Origin of the sequence: Gordonia sp. ABKF26 (genome assembly GCF_041103195.1) — a bacterium.
GTDB lineage: Bacteria > Actinomycetota > Actinomycetes > Mycobacteriales > Mycobacteriaceae > Gordonia > Gordonia terrae.
Genome location: NZ_JBGCVZ010000003.1, coordinates 5,032,557 through 5,050,736 on the forward strand (window position 1 = coordinate 5,032,557; position 18,180 = coordinate 5,050,736).

Consider the following 18,180-nt stretch of genomic DNA (forward strand, 5'->3'; position numbering starts at 1 on the left):
AACCTGTAGCGTCCGACTTCCACAGCACGATTCACCGTCGTATCGAGTGGAAGTCGTCGGCGCAGAACAGGAATCGCATGTCCGCCACCGAGTCCGGAGCTCTTCCCGACACCGTCCAGAGTTACCTGGACGAGGTTCCTGCCTGGCGGGACGGCACGCCCGCGACCGCCGGCGCGATGACCTCGATGCAAAGACGGATCTGGTTGCTCGCGTCCGCGGGGAAGTTCCTCGAGGGCATGATCGTCTTCATTGTGGGCGTGGCCCTACCACTGATCGTCGACGACTTCGGGCTCGGCTCAGCCCAATCCGGCGTCGTGACGGCCGCGCCCCTGTTGGGCATCATGATCGGCGCATCGGCCCTCGGCGGGCTGTCCGATCGGTGGGGTCGCCGTCAGTTGTTCCTGGCCGAGATGGTTCTGTTCACGGCCTTCCTGGTGGGCGTCACGTTCAGCACCGGCTTCCCGATGCTGGTGGTGTGTCTCGTCGGCATGGGAATGGCGCTGGGTTGCGACTACCCGACCGCACACACCATGATCTCCGAGACCATGCCCACCAGCATCCGGGGTCGAGGGGTGCTCGCGGCGTTCGGCTTCCAGGCCGTCGGCGCCCTGGCCGGCACACTCGTCGGCGTCATCATCCTGGGCAATCGCGACGAACTGTCGGACTGGCGCTGGATGTTCGGCGTGGTTGTCGTCCCATCCGTCCTGGTGATCGTCGGCCGGGTCTTCATCGTGCAGAGTCCGCATTGGCTCCTCGGCACAGGCAGAGTCGACGAGGCGGAGCGAGCGCTGAAGCGTTTGTTGACTCGCCGACCGCAGTACCCGTCCACCGTCTCCCTCGCACTCCGCGACGAGTCTGCCTCCGGCCCCGACTCCGACTCCGCCGACGGGTCACCATCCAACATCGGGTCGCTGTTCCGGCGACCCTGGCGCCGCTCGACGATCCTGGCTTCGATCCCCTGGTTTCTGCAGGACCTCGGAACGTACGGGATCGGCATCTTCACCCCGACGATCATCGCCGCGACGATCGGAACCGCCGCCGCAGACGACGCGACCGTCAGCAGCGTGGTCGCCGACGACCTGCACGGCGCCGAAGGCGCAGTCCTCATCGATGCCTTCCTCCTCATCGGCATCGCGTTGGCCATCCTCCTCGTCAACAGATTCGGCCGAATCCGACTACAGGTCTTCGGTTTCCTCGGTTGCGCTGTCGGGTTGGTGACAACCGCCGCCTCCACCCTCCTCGACGGAACCCTGCAAGTCGTCCTCGTGTTCGTCGGCTTCATGTTGTTCAACCTCATGACCAACCTGGGTCCGAACTCCATGACCTATCTGCTGGCCGGCGAGGTCTTCCCCACCTCGCTGCGTGGGACGGGCGCGGGCCTCGCCGCCTCGGTCGCCAAGGTCGGGGCAGTCCTCACCGCCTTCCTGTTCCCCGTCCTCCTCGATGCCTGGGGAACGGCGATCATCGTGCTTCTTCTCGCCGGAACGTCGGCGCTGGGCGCATTCGTCACATGGACCTTCCGAGTCGAGACCACCGGACTGAGTCTCGAAGACGTGGACCGGATGCACGATGCGCCGTCGCCGACCGGAGCCGCGTACGTTCCGCAGACCGCACCCGCCGGCGTCTTGTAGCGAAAGTGCGCGCTATATAGCCTGTTTCGTTACTGAACCCCGATGTCGGAGTCGTTTTCACACTGTTGAGTTGTCAAAGGTCGTGTGGCGCCGGATCGACGCCGAGGGTCTGTGGGGTCGGGGTCGTTACACGAGGGCGTCGTCGAGTCGCATGGAGCGCCGGTTATACGCCGGCCGAGGTAGGCGTCGCGGGTCGATGTCCGCCGGCGGGATCAACCACGGATGCCGATCGGGACCCATCACCACGCGCCAGCCGTGGTGATGGACCTGGGTGTGACACCGCTGGCACAGCAGGCACCCGTTATCCAGATCAGTAGGACCACCGTCAGCCCAGTGCACCAGATGATGGACCTGCGTATGCGCCGCGGGGGCACCACATTTCACACAGCACACATCCCGCACGACGATCGCCTGACGCAGATGATGCGGGAACAACCGTTTCGTCGTCCCCATCCGCAACGGCACGCCCTCGCCGTCGAGGACGATCTCGGCCACCCCACCGTCACACGACAGTCGCTGCGCCGACGCGGCCGATATTGCCCACCACCGGTCTTTAATCAGTAAGGGCGACATGACCACTGCTCCCTGAGGTGTGAGGAGCGCAAGCGACGAGCCTCGAAGGGTTTCGCGACGCATCTCACCAAGCCCTTCGAGGCTCGCTTCGCTCGCACCTCAGGGAGCAGAAGGGCGCGACGCTCCCCGGCACTGCGTCGATCGTCGGCGCCGTCGGGTTCGGGACGTGGACCGGATCGTTCGTCGATCATCGTCAGGAACTTCTCTCCGATCACCGCCGTCACATCGCCGGTGATGGCGACTCTGCCCTCGTCGGTCACCCGAGCGTGCACGGTGTTCAGTGATGCGTCATCAGCTGCCGAAACCGTGCCGGGATCGGCCTCGGCGACACCCATGGCGATGCCGCGGGCGTGGGTGTCGATTTCGGCGGGTGTGGCACCGGAGAACGCCTGGGTGAGCAGTTCGGTCTCGAACAGCTGCCGGTCGTCGTCGGAAAGCGTTGATGTGGAACACCTGTCGATGGAGGCGATACCGCGCACGACCGCGTCGACACACTCGGCGGACAGATACCCGTCGGCGGCGCAGTCGGCGAGTTTCGGCAACGACGCCAGCCCGCCGGCGATCCGCACACCACGGTAGGCGACCGATGGTGGCATCCCCATCTCGATCAACCACGACCGCGTTGTCGACCCCGCGCGCGCCGCCGCACCCGACGCGTCCAAAAGGGCCACGTGCACAGCGATCTGATGATCCAGCACATTGCGCAACACCCGGAGTTCGTCGAGTCGGTCGAACACCGCGCGACCACTCGGATCGTCGGGTGGTGGTTGCAAGACGATGAGGGTGTCACGGAGTTCGGTGATCGAGGGCACGACACCAAGGTACTCGCCACAACGTGGCTCTTCTGACGTAGAAGTGGGTGCCTTTTCGCGCGCCTAACGCACGCAACGCCCACTGTCCCTTAGGTTTTGATTTGCGAAGACCAAGACTGAAGGGGTGGGCGTTGCGCACTGTCAGAGTACTGCAGAAGTTGCTCGGAATCGAGCGTGCCCGAGTGGTGGGTGTCAGGTTCGATGAGGATGATCGCGGGCAGATCATGGTGGTGTCGCTGGAGCTGCACAGCAGGGCACGGTCACGGTGCCCGCAATGTCGGAAACCCTGCCCTGGTTACGATCAGCCGTCGGCGCGGCGACGGTGGCGCCATCTCGACATGGGTGGCTGGCGATGCATTCTCGAGTTGCCGGCCAGACGGGTGCAGTGCCCGCGCCACAATGTGGGTAGCGAATGGGTTCCGTGGGCGCGTCCGAAAGCGAAGATGACCAGGGCTTTCGACGACGCCGTCGCGTGGATGTGCGCGCGCGCCGATGAGCGCCGTGAGTACTTATCTCCGGGTCTCCTGGCGGACGGTGTCTCGTATCGTTGAGCGCGTGGTCGACGACCATGTCGGACTCACCAAACGCTTGAACGGGTTGCGACGCATCGGCATCGACGAAATCTCCTACTGCAAGGGCCACCGATATTTGGTCGTCGTGGTCAACCATGACTCAGGTCAACTGGTGTGGGCGGGTGAGGGTGCCAAGAAGGAGACGATCGAGCGGTTCTTCGATGAGCTCGGTGATGTGCGCGCCCGTCGGATCACCCACATCAGCGCTGACGGCGCCGAGTACATCGGCGCAGTCCTCGCCGAGCAGGCGCCGCACGCCTACAGGTGCATGGACCCATTTCACGTGCTGCAGTGGGTCAATCAGGCGTTGGACAGGTGCCGCGCTCGGGTGATGAACCGAGTTGTTGGCTTGTCGAAGGGAGAACGCGGGCGATTGAGGTGGGCGTTATTGAAGAATCCCGACAACCTCACCGACAGTCAACGGCGGCTGCAATCCAATGTTGTCTGTAACGTCAACAGCCAACTTGCCCGCGCTTATCAGATGAAAGAAGAGATACGGCACATACTTTCAGGCGCTTACCGATCATGTTGGGCGCCGTTACGGCGATGGATCCGTAAGGCGGAGTCCTCCGGTATTCCCGAGTTTCGACTCACTGCGCAGAGCATTCGCAAACGGGAAGTGCAGATCCACAACGCGGTCGCGTGTCAAATGAGCAATGCGCGAGTCGAGGCAACGAACTGCCACCTCCGGTCATTGACAAAGCGGTCGTACGGATTTCACACACCCGACGCCCTGATCGCGATTGGCCAACCTCACACGAGGCGGCGCGTGTCCGAAACTTCCGCATCACGATTGAACCCGGAATCCGCCCACTTCTACGTCAGGAGATCCCACAAACGTTCGACGACGAAGTTTCTCCACAACCCCATCGACATCGATTCCGACTGCGCTGCAAGCGATGTCACTCACGCAACAGCGGTGAACCGTGGTGAACTGCGGTGGACAGAAATCCCACCAGTCACACCACGTGCCCGATCAGACCGACGGACAGCGAATCACGGCACCCGCAGGAGCGCGCCCGACACCACCCCGCGCACCGTCCGAACCACCACCACACCCCATGCCAGGACGAGAACCGCGAACCCGGCCACGGCCGCGACCTGGAAGACCGCGCCGCCGAACGTGAGTGCCAGCGCACTCGAACCCGTGACGTAGGTGCCGAGCGGGAAGGTGAACGACCACCAGGTCATCGCGAACGGCTTCCCCGACCTCAGCGTTCGCACGGTGAGCCGCGCGGCGACGACGATCCACAGGGTCGCGGCCGCCCAGACGGTGAGGCCGTAGCCCATCGCGAACGAATGCAGCGTTCCGACGGTCGGGGCGCCCACGACGTGCGGTGCGACATGGGCGAGCAGGCATGCGGCGGTAATCGACTGGCCGAGCGGACCGAGAACGATCCACCAGGTGGGGACCATGTGGGCGGCACCGACATCACCGCTGCGCAGCCGCGCCGCCAGCACCGCCAGGATCGGCAGCGAGGCGAGTGCGGCCATTACGAACATCGCGCAGCCGATCACCATCACGACCTCCGACGCCCAGCCCCCGGGCAGCTGCGGGGCGAGCACCGCGGCCGCCGACGCCGACACCATCGGGGGGACGACCGGCATCAGCCAGCCGCCGAAAGCCTCACCTACGGCCGGGCGGCCGACGATCAGGTGCCGGTACGGGATGACCACCGCGGTGAACACCCCGCCGACCGTGCCGATGATCCAGCACACGACGTCGATCCCCAGTGCCAGATCGCGGCCGATGACCGTCGTGCCGACCACCATCGTGCTGGTCCCGACCGTCATGACGGCTATCGGCACCGCGCCGTAGAAGTGGGCGACCACCCGGTGGGCGAGGTGACCGCGGGCGATCTCCGGGTCGCGGACCCAGTGGCGGACGGTGGCGGCCACCACACCCGCGAACACCGCGCAGGCCAACAGCCAGAAGACCGTCGCCACCACTGCCAGGCCCGGAGGTTGCCAGGGCAGGCTGTGCGCGGCGATCGCGACGATCCCGGTGCCCATCACCGCGGCGAACCAGTTGGGCGGAACGTAGGAGACGTGGCGACGCTTTGTCCCGGTGTCGGTTGCGGGCCGGCGGTCTTTCTCGGCGAGTCCGGCGGTGGGGGTCGTCGTGGTCATGTTCACCACGTTCGCGCGAATGCCACGACGCCGGTAGGACCCAAAGCGTTGACAGGATACAAATCGTGTTTGTACCTGGGGTATCAGCGATGCTTGTACCCTCGAACGATGGTGCTGAGTCCGCGGATGCCCGACCTCGCTTCGCTGGAGACCCTGCAGGCGGTGGTCGGGACAGGCAGTCTCAATGCCGCCGCGACCCAGCTCGGCGTCACCCAGCAGGCGGTGTCGGCACGAATCCGCGCGATGGAGACCCAGCTCGGCGTCACCCTGCTGACCCGCACACCGCGGGGTTCGGTACCCACCCAGTCCGGACGACTCGTCGCCGAATGGGCCGACCGCTTGCTGACCCTGGCCGGGGAGTTCGACGCCGGGCTGGCCGCGTTGCGCCTCGAACGCCGTGATCAGCTACGCCTTGCGGCCAGCCTGACCGTCGCCGAACATCTCCTGCCCCGCTGGCTCGTGTCGTTCGGCGCCCAGCACGATCACGCGCCGAAGGTGTCGTTCACCGCCACCAACTCCGACCACGTGTACGACCTCGTCCGTGCCGGCGACGTCGAACTCGGTTTCGTCGAGGGCTCGCGCGTTCCGACCGGTCTGCGCAGCCGGAGCGTCGCGCGTGACGAGCTGGTCCTCGTCGTGCCGCCGGGTCATCCGTGGACGCGGCTGCGGCGTCCGGTCACGGCCGCCGACCTCGCCCGCACCCCGTTGGTCACCCGCGAGGAGGGCTCGGGGACACGGGAGTTCTTCGAACGCGCCCTGACGCGGGCCCTCGGGCCGGGACGGGAGACCGCGCCACCCGTGCTGGAACTGTCCACGACGGCGTCGGTGCGGGCGGCGGTCATCGCAGGAGCCGGGCCGGCCGTGCTCAGTGACCTCTCGGTCGCCGACGATCTCGGACACCGGCTGACCCACATCGACATCGCCGACCTCGACCTCGCCCGACCTCTGCGCGCGGTGTGGCTGTCAGGGGCCCAACCGGGCGCCGGCGCGGCACGCGACTTCCTCGCGCACATCATCCGCAGCTGAGCGCAAGTCGTGCGGCGGTGTCAGATGTCGACGCCGTGCACCGCGGCGTTGAGCAGTGCGGGGGCGACGGAATTCCCGTCGAGCGCACGGCTCGTCCGCCGGCTCGCCTTCCATCCCTCGCCGGTCCGGACAAACCGCCAATGATGTGCGGTCGCACGATGAACTCGAAACCCGCTGTCCTGCGACAGGATCAGCAGCGAATAACCGGCCGCCGTCGCCTCGTCGGCGTTCACGGTCACATGTACCGGCCCCTGGAAATGGGCACAGCCTCTCGCGATGTAGTCCTGATGAGTCCGCGACCTGACCATCGCGACGATCTCGTCACGTCCGTGCATGTATAGGCCGTCGACGTCGTAGATCCCGTCGGAAGTCCACAGCGCGGCAACGGCATCCGCATCTCCACTGTCAACGAGTGGGCCATACGAGGCCACCAGTCGAGCGACCTCCCGCTCGTCCACCAAGAGCCGCAGCCTGGCCTCCATCGCTGACATTCGATCCTCAGGCGACATCATGCGAATCCTTTTCCCTCGTTTTCGAAATCTCGCCTCGACCAAGCAGATCATGCATTTCGGCCAGTGCGGTCAATTGCTCGATGTAGTGATCGGCCGAGGAGGCCGTGATGGTCACTCCGACCACGGTGGCTCCGGCGGCCGTTGTCGAAGCGACCTCGATTCGAGCCTGGTCTGGGTCGGCGGACGGATCCACCGTGCCTGCCGAGAGGATCACCTCGAACTTCTTCGGCAATGTGACCGAGTCGAGCATCTCTCGCAGTCGCGAGCGACTCAGACCGAACGGCACCCACCCGTCCCCGAGCTCCACCGCGCGACGCAACGACCTCTTGGTACGGCCCCCGATCCAGATCGGAACGTCACTCTGAACCGCATGTGGCTCGATGAGCATTCCGCTGAAACGGTAATGAGTTCCTTCGTACCGCGGCTCGGATTGAGACATCGCGGCCCGTAGCGCGCGAAGCGCATCGTCGGCGACCTCGCCGCGACGGTTGAAGTCGGCTCCGAGGAGCTCGAACTCTTCACGCAGCGAACCCACTCCGGCACCGAGCGTGAGCCGGCCACCACTGATGGCATCGAGGGTCCCGTATCGTTTCGCGATTTCGAGCGGATGGTGATAACCGAGCACCAGCACCTGGGTCAACAACCTGATGCGACGAGTCCGTGCGGCCATGAAACCGAAGGTCGCCAACGGATCCCAGTATGTCCCGCCGCGGATGGCCGCCACCTCGGTCGGCACAGCCACATGCTCGCTACAGGTCAGATACTCGAACCCGAGCTCATCGGCCGCCGAGGCGATGTCTGCGAGCTCGGCGATTCCCGCTGATGCCTCCCATTCCCCGGCGACTCCGGGCACCCGAGTGACAATCGGGCTGGTGATCCCGATTCGCACCTCTCAACCCTTGGCTTGAGCGGATTCGGCATCGGCCTTCGCCCTCTGCGGGAACAATTTCAGCATCCGCTCGTGCTGTTTGAGGATCAACCCTCGACGGTCGGGACCGTTGATCTCCTCAGCACGAGACGCGTTCCCGCCGGCGACCCATACCGGACCGTCTGCGAGGTGGGCGAGTCCTTCGCGCGCAACGTCGTCGGGCTCGCTGACTTTCATTGCTCCACCGAGATTCATCCCGGCGCGCTCCATCGCAGGCGTTCGGGTGACGCCGAGCACGAGTTCGAGCACATCGACGCCGTGGTCTCGCAATTCCAACCAGAGCGACTCGGCGAAGACCCGGCCGAAGGCCTTGACGGCGCCGTAGATCGACAGATGCTTCCCGCCCAGGTAGCCGCTCATCGAGCCGACCAGCAGCAGACCGCCACTACCGCGCGCACGCATCTTTGCACCGAAGAAGTGGACCAGTGTCAGCTGCGCGGTGATGTTGAGGTCGATCACGTCTTGAAAACGACCGAGGTCGCCTTCGACGAAATCGCTTCCATAACTGTTCGCACCGGCGTTGTAGATGAGCAGCCCGACGTCCAGATCCTCGGTCGCAGCTAAGATCTGACCGATTGCTCCGGAATCGGTCAGATCGAGAGACAGAGTTCGGACCTCGACTCCGCGCGTCCGGACCGCCGCGGCGGTCTCCTCCAGCGGACCGGGCTTGCGTGCGATCAGCACGAGATTGATCCCGGCGTCGGCGAGTTGATGAGCGAACGAGGCGCCCACTCCTTCAGACCCACCCGCGATGACCGCCCATGGCCCGTACCGTGTCGGATCCACCGCATTCGACCCGTCGGTTGTCGTGATGTTCATCGTTCTCCTTATCCACTTACCTACAGTCGTTCGTCCGTCAGCGCCGCTGGCCCGGACCGCCAGGGCGTTGGACCGCCACCCGTCTTGTCACCAATCGGCGAAGGGCACAATGGAGCCCAGCGACATACACGCCAGGGTCTGCACACACGAATCTCCTCGGTCGAATCCCCTCGAGGCATTGAAATCGTCGTGCGACTGACGTATTCGCTCGGTCGTCGAGCTGTGATCACCATCGATGTATACAAGTCGAATCCGCATCGAACCCTCCGGGTCATCGGAATTGATCCGAGGACGCATGGTTACGTTCTGATGGTGGCTGAAGGTGAACGTCCAGGCACCTGCCACCCCGGCGAGATCGAGTAGTTCAGGTATCAGTTCGCGATCCTCGGCGGCATGATGTTCATGTGCGGGAGCACCTCGCGCGTCGTCGAATCGGGTGAGGGTGAGGTGAACACCGCGATTCGGTCGAAGCGGCAATACCTCGGCCGAAACAAGCGCCGATGCAGCCGCGTAGCCCTTGACCGGCCGAAAGAATCCCAGGAGTGGCCGTTGAACACCTGGAATCAACGGCCCGCGACCCCATTCGAATGAATCGGCGCCGAGCCGGTTCCATTCCGCGACAGACTCTTCGACAGGATCGTTGAACCAGTACATGGCAACGTAGTCAACCGAGCCGAATGCCGCTGTCGCACCGTCCATACAGTCGATATCAGGCTTGTGAGACCACCGTTCTCCCCAAGCCACCCCGGGGAGAGCAAGGTTCTCCGGCCGATGGTCCATCAAATGCCACCGGTTGTAATTCCGATGGTTCTCGGGGGTGTTGTCCGCAAGGTGGACGAACGAGAAGAACGCCAGCGGGAATCGGTTCAAAATTCATCCTTACAGCGAATACACGTTGGTGATGTGTGTCACGTTAGGTGTGCCGCCGACGCTCCGAGAGGAGCGTCCAGGTGAATGGGAGAGACAGCTAATCCATATGTCGACCCAGTCTCAACCCTCACCCCGCTGCTGCGCTCACCCCGGCGCGCCGTCCGAAAAAGCTCCCATCCCCGAGACTGGCACCACTCGCGTAACCACCGGCACACACGCCAGCCGTGCAACGCCCGGCTGCGTACAACCCCGGTATCGGCGCCCCCGACACGTGGAGAACCTCGGAGTCGGTCGATGTCTTCAACCCGCCGAGCGTGAATCCGCCCATCATTCCGCGTAGATCGTATGCGGCAACAGGTGTCCCGATGGGCTTCAACCACTGCAACTTCTTGCCGAACATCGGATCGGTTCCGTTCGCGGCGTGCGTGTTGTACAGATCTATCGTCGCGGACAAGGACCCAGACGGCAGGCCGATCTCGGACTCGAGTTCGCCGACACTTTCGCACACCCATTTCGGGGTGGCGCGCATCATCGCACTCGTCGAATCCGTGGTCAGCGCCTCCTCGAACGACGCCTCATCGATGATCACGAAGGCCTCGCCTCCTTGGTTCAACAGCGTCGCCTGCCCGATCCGGCCGGGATAGGTGTCCTCGGTGACGAAACGCTGACCCTGCCCGTTGACGAGGATCCCGCGGGCCATCAGCTGCGGGTCGCAGAAGATGGCCACCTCGGTCGCGTCCATGTGCGCGGTCGCCGCGCCGAGTGCTTGACCCAACAGGATTGCACGACCGTCGTGACTCTCGATCGAGGCCGCGGGACGACCTTCGATATGTGGCGCGTGGTCGCGCAGCATCGTGTTGTCGTAGGCGAAACTCCCAGTCGCGAGAACCACTCCCCGCCGGGCTTTGATCGCCTGATCCACACCGTAGTTCCTGGCGATCACGCCGACGACGCGCTCGTCGTCGTCGACCACTAGCGACTGGACGCGATTGTCGTAGAGCGTTTGCACGCCGAGTTCTTCGACCAGCGCGAGAAGCGGTTTCATCAACATGTACCCGCCGGCCTGCTCGCTGTCCGCAGTTGCCGCACGTCGTGGGAGATGGCCACGGGGCGCGGGCGGAATCGTGGCGTTGAACGGCGCGGCGTTCTCTCCGCCGGAGTACATCAACCCCTCGCCGTGGGGCGGTTCCCAACCGGGCTCACCCCAGAACGATTCGTCGAACACCACACCCGCGTCCACGAGCCAGTTGTAGTGCTCGACACTTTCCTCGCAGTAGACATCGACTTTGGCCTCGTCGACGCCAGGTCCGAGTGCGGCTTTCATGAACGCCTTCATGTTCTCGACCGAGTCCTCGAATCCCAGCGACTTCTGCAGGGCAGTACCGCCGCCGAGGTATATGAAACCTCCGGACATGGCGGCGGCGCCCCCTCCACCACCGAGTCGTTCGAGCGCCACGACCTCGGCGCCGGCGCGAGCAGCCTCGATCGCTGCTGTGGCGCCGGCGACGCCGAGTCCGGCGACTATGACATCGGCTTCCAGCGACCACTCGACGTGAGACGCCGAGACCGGCCGGAGTGTGGGATCTGTCATGTGAACCTCCTCGATGAGTTGCTCGTTATTCACTTATCGAACGGTCCACATCTGCTGCTGGGATCCCGAACAGTGGGAGGCTGTCAGTATCGTTCTGGCTGAATATCTTTCACTCGATCAAGATGAGCCGGCGCGAGCTCAGACCCCGGCATTCGCGTCCTGCTTCTTCTTGAGCTCGAGCGCAATGTCGATGAGCTGGTCCTCCTGGCCGCCGACCAGTTTGCGGCTACCCGCCTCGAGGAGGATCTCCGCGGCCGAGACGCCGTATCGTTCGGCATGACCCTCGGCGTGCTTGAGGAACGAGCTGTAGCAACCGGCGTAGCCCATCATCATCGCCGACCGGTCGACCAGGCACTCCGACGGCATCGCCGGACGGACGACATCCTGTGCGGCGTCGGCGATCTTCATGAAGTCGACGCCGGTGGTGATGCCGAGCTTGTCGCACACGCCGACGAATGCCTCGGTGGGCGTGTTCCCGGCGCCAGCACCGAATCGACGGATCGACCCGTCGATCTGCTGTGCACCGGCACGAATCGCGTTGACCGAGTTGGCAACCGCGATGTCAAGGTTCTCGTGACCGTGGAACCCGACCTGCGCGTCGTTGCCGAGCTCGGCCACCAGGGCCTCCACTCGCACCGTCACGTCCTCCAGGACAAGAGCACCTGCGGAGTCGACGACGTACACGCACTGGCACCCGGCGTCGGCCATGATGCGGGCCTGCTTGGCGATGACCTCCGGCGGCTGGCTGTGGCTCATCATCAGGAAGCCGACGGTCTCCAGACCGAGGTCACGGGCGAGTCCGAAGTGCTGGATCGAGACATCGGCCTCGGTGCAGTGCGTGGCGATGCGGCAGATCTGACCGCCGTTGTCCTGCGCGGCGCGGATGTCGTCCTTGGTGCCCAGCCCCGGCAGCATCAGGAACGCGATCTTGGCGCGCGTCGCGGTCTCTGCCGCCGCCTTGATCAGGTGTTGCTCAGGCGTTTTCGAGAAGCCGTAGTTGAACGACGACCCGCCGAGACCGTCACCGTGCGTCACCTCGATCACCGGAACACCAGCGTCGTCGAGTGCGCCGACGATCGCGCGCACCTCCTCCTCGGTGAACTGATGGCGCTTGTGGTGGCTGCCGTCGCGCAGCGACGAGTCCGTGATGCGGATGTCGAGGGTGTCGGAGTACTTGCGCGCGCTAGCCATCAGCTTCGGGTCGCGCGGTGTCAGAACCACATTGGTGCTCATGCGGGGACTCCCAACTTCGTCTTTGCGATCTCTTCGCCGACCTTCGTGGCGGCGGCGGTCATGATGTCCAGATTCCCGGCGTACGGCGGGAGGAAGTCCCCCGCGCCTTCGACCTCGACGAAGATCGAGACCCGCGCGAAACCGCCGTTGAGGACGCTCGGCGGGTCGAACTGGGGGTCCTGCAACAGTCGATAACCCGGCACGTATGCCTGGATCTCTTTCTCCCGTCGGTGAATCGACTCGGCGATCGCATCGATGTCCGCATCCTCGGGGATGGCGCAGAAGATGGTGTCACGCATGATCATCGGCGGGTCGGCCGGATTCAGGATGATGATCGCCTTGCCGCGCTGCGCGCCCCCGATCGTCTCGACACCCGCCGAGGTCGTCGCGGTGAACTCGTCGATGTTCGCGCGGGTGCCAGGACCGGCCGACACCGAGGCGACCGACGCCACGATCTCGGCATACGGCACCGGCACAATCGAACTCACCGCGTGCACCATCGGGATGGTCGCCTGCCCACCGCACGTGATCATGTTCGTGTTCGGCGCATCCAGATGCTCGCGGAGGTTGGCCGGCGGCACCACGGCGGGGCCGACAGCGGCCGGGGTGAGGTCGACGGCGATGATGCCCGCCTCCTCGTACTTCGGCGCGTACTCGCGGTGCACATAGGCCGAGGTCGCCTCGAAAATCAGATCCGGACGCTCCGACGACGCCAGCAGCTCGTCGGCGCCACCGCTCATCGTGATCAGGCCATGATCGGCCGCGCGCTTCATACCCTCGGAGGCAGCATCGATGCCGACCATCCAGCGGGGCTCGATCACCTCGGAGCGCTCCAGCTTGTACATCAGGTCGGTGCCGATGTTGCCCGACCCGATGATCGCTGCGGTCAGCTTGGCTGCCACGGGTTCCTCCTCTTACTCGATAAAAGTTGTTCGTGTCTGGTGGGATTCAGCGACACTTCGTGTCTAGGTGAAGTCGAGCGTGACGCTGCCCAGGCCGGCGAACTCCGCCACGAAGTGATCGCCCGACGAGATGTCGATGGCCCGCGTCGCGGTGCCCGGGAGGATCACGTCGCCCTTGCGCAGGCGCACTCCGAAGCCCTCGACCTTGCGCGCGAGCCAACTCACGGCGTTCAGCGGATGGCCCAATACCGCAGACGAATTGCCCTTCGCGACGATCTCCGAGTTGCGCGTCAACGTCGCCTCGATGTCACCGGTGTCGATCTCGGAGATCGGGACGCGTTGCTGACCGAGAATCCACCCACACGACGACGCATTGTCGGCGATCGTGTCGCAGAGCGTGATCTTCCAGTCCTTGATCCGGGAGTCGATCAACTCGATCGAGGGCACCACCCAGGCCACCGCGTCGATCACGTCTTCGTTGGTGCAGCCCTCGCCCGGCAGGTCCTCGCCCAGGATGAAGCCGACCTCGACTTCGACGCGCGGAAAGCAGAGCTTCTTGGCGTCGATCGGGGTGTGTTCGAAGTACTGCATGTCGTCGAGCAGATGGCCGTAGTCCGGTTCGTCGACGCCCATCATCTTCTGCATGGCCTCGGAGGCCAGGCCGACCTTGTGCCCGGCGACCTTGGCCCCGGCGTCGAGTCGCTTGCGGATGTTGATCAGCTGGATCTCGTACGCGTCGACCACATCGAGGTCAGGATGGGCGTCGGTGGGCCGGTCGATCGCGGTCGCCGACGCCTCCGCCCGCGCCAGGTCGGCAGCGATCTGCTCGCGAATCGCCTGGTCAACCGCCATTTCGCCTCACTCTCGTACACCTGGGGAACGCTCACCACCGCAGTCGCGCGCAAGCGCATCACTCAATTCTAGAACACGTTCTAATATTCCGACATCCCGTTGCACCGGATCCGGGTCGACGTGACGATGCTGATTCCACTACGTCTGTGCGCGAAGTAGGCCGGTGAGTCCATTCAGCGGGACCGTCGCCGCCACCGTCAGACCGCCACCGCGCCCTCGGTTCCCATGTATGCGCGCTCGATTCGCGCCGGTTCGGCCTGCAGGGCCGACGCCGAGTCGTCGATGACCACGTTCCCGTGCACCACCACGGCCGCGGTGTCCGCGACGTTCAGAGCCAGGTGCACATGCTGCTCGACGAGGACGACTGCCATCCCGGTGTCGGCGGCGAGGCGCCGGAGGACCTCGAGGATCTCGTCGACGATCACCGGCGCGAGCCCCATGCTGAGCTCGTCGATGAGCAGGACCTTCGGCCGCTGGACGATGGCACGGCCGATCGCGAGCATCTGCTGCTCGCCACCAGAGAGTCGCCCCGCGTCGATCTTCAACCGCTTCTCGAGCGAGGGAAAGTACTCGATGACCTGGTCCACAGCCGCGGCTCGCCGACTGCGCTCCCGCACAGCGAGTCGGAGGTTCTGCACAGTCGACAGCTGCCGGAACAGCGCGCGGTCGTCCGGCACGAGGACCATCCCGGCACGAACCGCGTCACGTGGACGTCCACCGGCGAGAGAGGTCCCGTCGACCTCGATGTCACCGCCGAACCGCGGCAGCATCCCCGCCAGAGCCAGCAGCAGAGTTGTCTTTCCCGCACCGTTCGGACCGAGCAGGCACCGGATCTCGCCCGCCTCCACCGTGAGGTCGACGTCCCGCACACACGGACGCTGCTTGGTGTATCCGGTTGTCAATCCCGTGCAGTGCAACGCGCTCACGACAGGACCTCCTGGGTGCTTGTGGTCTGGGTTGCGCCGTGCAACTCCGGGATCGCTTCGTGCTCGGCATCCACCGCGCCACCTGGCATCCCGAGATAGGCACGGATGACAGCATCCTCGGTGCGGATCTGCTCGGGCGTTCCGGTCGCGATGACCTTGCCGAGGTCGAGAACCACGACGCGGTCGCAGATCGACAGGACGAGGTCCATGTCGTGGTCGACCATCAGGATCGAGGTCCCGGCGTCGCGGGCCATCCGCAGCCGTTCGCCCAGCCACTGGCTCTCCGAGGAGTCCAGCCCGGCAGCCGGCTCGTCGAGCAGCGCGACCTTCGGCGATGCCGCGAGAACTCGTGCCACCGAGACCAGCTGGCGCCGGCCCTGGGAGAGGGTGGCGACCTCGGCGTCGGCCATCTCGTCGAGCCCGACCATCTGCAACACCTGCGTGACCCGACGTTCCACCGGCACGTCCGAACGGGACCGGCTCGCGCCGACGGTGACGTTCTCGGCCACCGAAAGATCGTCGTACAGCTCGACGTCCTGGAAACTCCGACCCAACCCGTGCCGACTGCGCACGTGCGGGCGCAGCGTGCTGATGTCGTGGCCCCCTAGTGTGACCGCACCGGTGGATGGCGCGAATCCGGTCACCGCATCGATGATCGTGGTCTTCCCGGCGCCGTTCGGTCCGATGAGTCCGACGATCTCTCCCGGATAGACCTCGAACGACACGTCCTCGGCGGCGACCACCGCGCCGTAACGGACGCCGACACCGGCCACCGCGAGAACCGGATCGGTGCGGTCGATCGACGGCGCCGCATCACCTGAGGTCGCGGATCCGGCGGCAACCGACACCTCGTCGGCGGCCCGCCGCCGCAGCGCGGGCAGCGCCGGCCAGGGAATGTGAGGCAGCCGGCTCGCGATACCGTCCGGGTTGGCCATCACCGAGACGATCAGCAGGATTCCGCTGATCAGCGTGTAGTACTCCCCGATGTCGGCCGCACGGTCGAGGACGATGTACAGCAGACCGCCCGGTGCCATGAGGCCGGCCAGGATCCCGCCGGTGATCGAGGTGATGCCGGCGATGTACATGACCGCGAACAGACTGATTCCCAGGAACACCGTGAACGACTCGGCGGTGGCGAGGGTCTGCTGGTAGCCGAGCAGGGAGCCGCCGAGGCCGGCGATGAACGCGCCGATCCCGAAGGCGGCCAGCTTGGTTCGCGACACATCGATACCGGTTGCCGCCGCCGACCGCTCGTTGGCGCGGACGGCCAGCATGTCGGTCCCCAGTGTGCTGCGTCGCAGCCAGGCCACACCGAGCCCGACGAGAACGAGCACGATCAGGCACAGGACGCCGAACGCGAGGCGGGGGTAGTTCTCCCCGGCACCGATCCCGAGGTCGATCCCGAGGAACCACGGGGTGTCGATGGGCGCGCCGGTGACCCCGCCGTTCAGCGAGGGGTTCCGGAACCAGAACGCCTCCAGGAACACCGCGAGCGCGAGCGTCACGACGGTCAGCGGTAGGCCGCGGACGCGCAGGGCCGGCAGACCGACGACGACACCGAGCACGGTGGCGACGACCGCCGCGATGATGGGCGCGAACGGGAACGGGATGCCGAGGTGGGTGTTGAGAACCGACAGGGAGTAGGCACCCACGCCGGCCAGGGTCAGCTGGGCCAACGACACCTGCCCGGCATAACCGGTCACGACCACCTGGGACAACGCGACGACGGCGAAGATGATGCTGGTGATCACGGCCGCCCGATAGCTCCCGGTGGTCAGCATCAAGGCTATGACGGCCAACGCGATCGACAACAGTGCGGGGAGGACGATCCGCTCCGGACGGGGCGCCCGGCCCAGTGCCTGGCGCACCACCGCACCGCGATCGGGTAGCGGCCGCCCCTTCACCACCAGGAAGCCGAGGATGAGGATGAGCGGGATCGCTTCGGAGAGACCAGTTTTCGGAATCCAGTCGAAGGTGTTCTGCAGATTGGTCGCCTCGGACTGCAAGGCGCCGATCGCGATCCCGGCGATCACGGTGAGCCAGATGGACGAGAAGTTGCCGACGAGCGTCGCGGCGAGCGCGGGAACGATGAACATCGTGTATGCAACCGGATTCAGCGAGACCAGCGGGGCGATGAGGATGCCGCCGAGGCCGGCCAACACCGAGGACAGTGCCCAGTTGCTGAACGCGATCTTGTCCGGCGACAGTCCGGTCAGATAGGCACCCTTCTCCGATTCGGCCGCCGCCTCGGTCGCGACGCCGAATCTGGTGTACCGAAAGGCGAGTGTGGTGACGATCGCGAGACCGACGACGCAACCCGCGAGCCACATACGGTCGGTTGGCGCGACGCCATCGCCGATGGGGATGGTCTTCATCGGGAAAATCGGTTCAACCAGCGGGATCTGCGTGCCGACCCGCTGGGCGATGACCGCCTGCAGGACGATCATCAGACCGATCGAGGCCACCGCCTTGGCCACCACCGAGGCATTGCGCATCGGCCGGAAGATCAAGGCGTAGCAGAGCACCCCGAGAACAGCGGCTATGACGAGCGCGATCGCCATGGCCGGAACCACCCCAAGTGGTCCACCGAGGTGAATCGACTTGGGGAGGCCCGGGATCGGGACCATCAGCTCCCCCTTCCTCAGCAGGACGTAGGTGTACGCGGTGTACAGGGCAACCGCGCCGGTCGCGAAGTTCACGACGCCGGAGCTCTTGAAGGTCATCACGAGTGCGAGCCCGATGGCCGCGTACACCGCGCCGTTGCCGAGGCCGAGTACGAGATAGGAGAGATGGTCAGTCATGT

The 18,180-nt window shown here is 65.1% G+C and carries 14 protein-coding genes and 2 pseudogenes; 4 read left to right on the forward strand and 12 right to left on the reverse strand.

Annotated elements, in window-relative coordinates:
• Nucleotides 1–77: 77 nt before the first annotated feature.
• Entirely contained in the window at nucleotides 78–1,631 is a 1,554-nt protein-coding gene (locus AB4Z55_RS23210) for an MFS transporter (RefSeq protein WP_369520637.1), read from the forward strand.
• Nucleotides 1,632–1,757: 126 nt separating this feature from the next.
• Here the strand turns inward: AB4Z55_RS23210 and AB4Z55_RS23215 are convergent.
• Nucleotides 1,758–3,016 (reverse strand): annotated as a pseudogene (locus AB4Z55_RS23215) (HNH endonuclease).
• A gap of 224 nt (nucleotides 3,017–3,240) precedes the next feature.
• On the opposite strand from AB4Z55_RS23215, the gene AB4Z55_RS23220 reads away from it, so the two are divergent.
• On the forward strand, nucleotides 3,241–3,567 hold the full coding sequence (locus tag AB4Z55_RS23220) for a transposase family protein (RefSeq protein ID WP_369521053.1): 327 nt from the start codon (nucleotides 3,241–3,243) through the stop codon (nucleotides 3,565–3,567).
• A pseudogene (locus tag AB4Z55_RS23225) lies at nucleotides 3,509–4,270 on the forward strand (ISL3 family transposase); the annotation flags it as partial. The gene AB4Z55_RS23220 and the pseudogene AB4Z55_RS23225, both read left to right, overlap by 59 nt.
• Nucleotides 4,271–4,584: 314 nt before the next feature.
• Here AB4Z55_RS23225 and AB4Z55_RS23230 read toward each other — a convergent pair.
• Nucleotides 4,585–5,727, reverse strand: coding sequence for a TDT family transporter (locus AB4Z55_RS23230; RefSeq protein WP_369520638.1), 1,143 nt, complete (start codon nucleotides 5,725–5,727; stop codon nucleotides 4,585–4,587).
• A 99-nt stretch (nucleotides 5,728–5,826) separates the two neighbouring features.
• Here AB4Z55_RS23230 and AB4Z55_RS23235 point away from each other — a divergent pair, with 99 nt between their 5' ends.
• Nucleotides 5,827–6,744 (forward strand): LysR family transcriptional regulator, encoded by a 918-nt coding sequence (locus AB4Z55_RS23235; RefSeq protein WP_369520639.1) that lies wholly within the window; start codon nucleotides 5,827–5,829, stop codon nucleotides 6,742–6,744.
• 20 nt (nucleotides 6,745–6,764) lie between these two features.
• Here AB4Z55_RS23235 and AB4Z55_RS23240 read toward each other — a convergent pair whose 3' ends face one another.
• The 10 genes from AB4Z55_RS23240 to AB4Z55_RS23285 all read right to left on the reverse strand — a co-directional run bounded on the left by AB4Z55_RS23240 (nucleotide 6,765) and on the right by AB4Z55_RS23285 (nucleotide 18,178).
• Nucleotides 6,765–7,235: a nuclear transport factor 2 family protein gene (locus AB4Z55_RS23240; protein WP_369520640.1), complete on the reverse strand. Its 471-nt coding sequence runs from the start codon at nucleotides 7,233–7,235 to the stop codon at nucleotides 6,765–6,767.
• Between the two features lie 7 nt (nucleotides 7,236–7,242).
• Nucleotides 7,243–8,145 (reverse strand): LLM class F420-dependent oxidoreductase, encoded by a 903-nt coding sequence (locus AB4Z55_RS23245; protein ID WP_369520641.1) that lies wholly within the window; start codon nucleotides 8,143–8,145, stop codon nucleotides 7,243–7,245.
• Between the two features lie 3 nt (nucleotides 8,146–8,148).
• Entirely contained in the window at nucleotides 8,149–9,003 is an 855-nt protein-coding gene (locus AB4Z55_RS23250; RefSeq protein WP_369520642.1) for an SDR family NAD(P)-dependent oxidoreductase, read from the reverse strand.
• 87 nt (nucleotides 9,004–9,090) lie between these two features.
• A complete protein-coding gene (locus AB4Z55_RS23255; protein WP_369520643.1) occupies nucleotides 9,091–9,873 on the reverse strand; it encodes a hypothetical protein in 783 nt (260 codons plus the stop codon).
• A 127-nt stretch (nucleotides 9,874–10,000) separates the two neighbouring features.
• Nucleotides 10,001–11,464 (reverse strand): FAD-dependent oxidoreductase, encoded by a 1,464-nt coding sequence (locus AB4Z55_RS23260; protein ID WP_369520644.1) that lies wholly within the window; start codon nucleotides 11,462–11,464, stop codon nucleotides 10,001–10,003.
• Between the two features lie 138 nt (nucleotides 11,465–11,602).
• A complete protein-coding gene (gene dmpG, locus AB4Z55_RS23265; protein WP_354560673.1) occupies nucleotides 11,603–12,697 on the reverse strand; it encodes a 4-hydroxy-2-oxovalerate aldolase in 1,095 nt (364 codons plus the stop codon).
• Entirely contained in the window at nucleotides 12,694–13,599 is a 906-nt protein-coding gene (locus AB4Z55_RS23270; protein ID WP_354560675.1) for an acetaldehyde dehydrogenase (acetylating), read from the reverse strand. Before AB4Z55_RS23270 ends, dmpG begins: the two co-directional genes overlap by 4 nt.
• 63 nt (nucleotides 13,600–13,662) lie before the next feature.
• On the reverse strand, nucleotides 13,663–14,451 hold the full coding sequence (locus AB4Z55_RS23275) for a 2-keto-4-pentenoate hydratase (protein ID WP_354560677.1): 789 nt from the start codon (nucleotides 14,449–14,451) through the stop codon (nucleotides 13,663–13,665).
• A gap of 197 nt (nucleotides 14,452–14,648) precedes the next feature.
• Entirely contained in the window at nucleotides 14,649–15,377 is a 729-nt protein-coding gene (locus AB4Z55_RS23280; protein WP_354560679.1) for an ABC transporter ATP-binding protein, read from the reverse strand.
• The gene (locus AB4Z55_RS23285) at nucleotides 15,374–18,178 is read right to left on the reverse strand and encodes an ATP-binding cassette domain-containing protein (protein WP_369520645.1); all 2,805 of its coding nucleotides are present in this window, start codon (nucleotides 18,176–18,178) and stop codon (nucleotides 15,374–15,376) included. The genes AB4Z55_RS23280 and AB4Z55_RS23285 overlap by 4 nt, the downstream gene beginning before the upstream one ends.
• Between the last annotated feature and the right edge of the window lie 2 nt (nucleotides 18,179–18,180).

Bases quoted from the DNA above. Each gene is read 5' to 3' on its own strand.
- AB4Z55_RS23210 (WP_369520637.1), top strand. From the start codon at position 78: ATGTCCGCCACCGAGTCCGGAGCTCTTCCCGACACCGTCCAGAGTTAC.
- AB4Z55_RS23220 (WP_369521053.1), top strand. From the start codon at position 3,241: ATGGTGGTGTCGCTGGAGCTGCACAGCAGGGCACGGTCACGGTGCCCG.
- AB4Z55_RS23235 (WP_369520639.1), top strand. From the start codon at position 5,827: ATGGTGCTGAGTCCGCGGATGCCCGACCTCGCTTCGCTGGAGACCCTG.
- AB4Z55_RS23240 (WP_369520640.1), bottom strand. From the start codon at position 7,235: ATGTCAGCGATGGAGGCCAGGCTGCGGCTCTTGGTGGACGAGCGGGAG.
- AB4Z55_RS23250 (WP_369520642.1), bottom strand. From the start codon at position 9,003: ATGAACATCACGACAACCGACGGGTCGAATGCGGTGGATCCGACACGG.
- AB4Z55_RS23260 (WP_369520644.1), bottom strand. From the start codon at position 11,464: ATGACAGATCCCACACTCCGGCCGGTCTCGGCGTCTCACGTCGAGTGG.
- dmpG (WP_354560673.1), bottom strand. From the start codon at position 12,697: ATGAGCACCAATGTGGTTCTGACACCGCGCGACCCGAAGCTGATGGCT.
- AB4Z55_RS23275 (WP_354560677.1), bottom strand. From the start codon at position 14,451: ATGGCGGTTGACCAGGCGATTCGCGAGCAGATCGCTGCCGACCTGGCG.
- AB4Z55_RS23285 (WP_369520645.1), bottom strand. From the start codon at position 18,178: ATGACTGACCATCTCTCCTATCTCGTACTCGGCCTCGGCAACGGCGCG.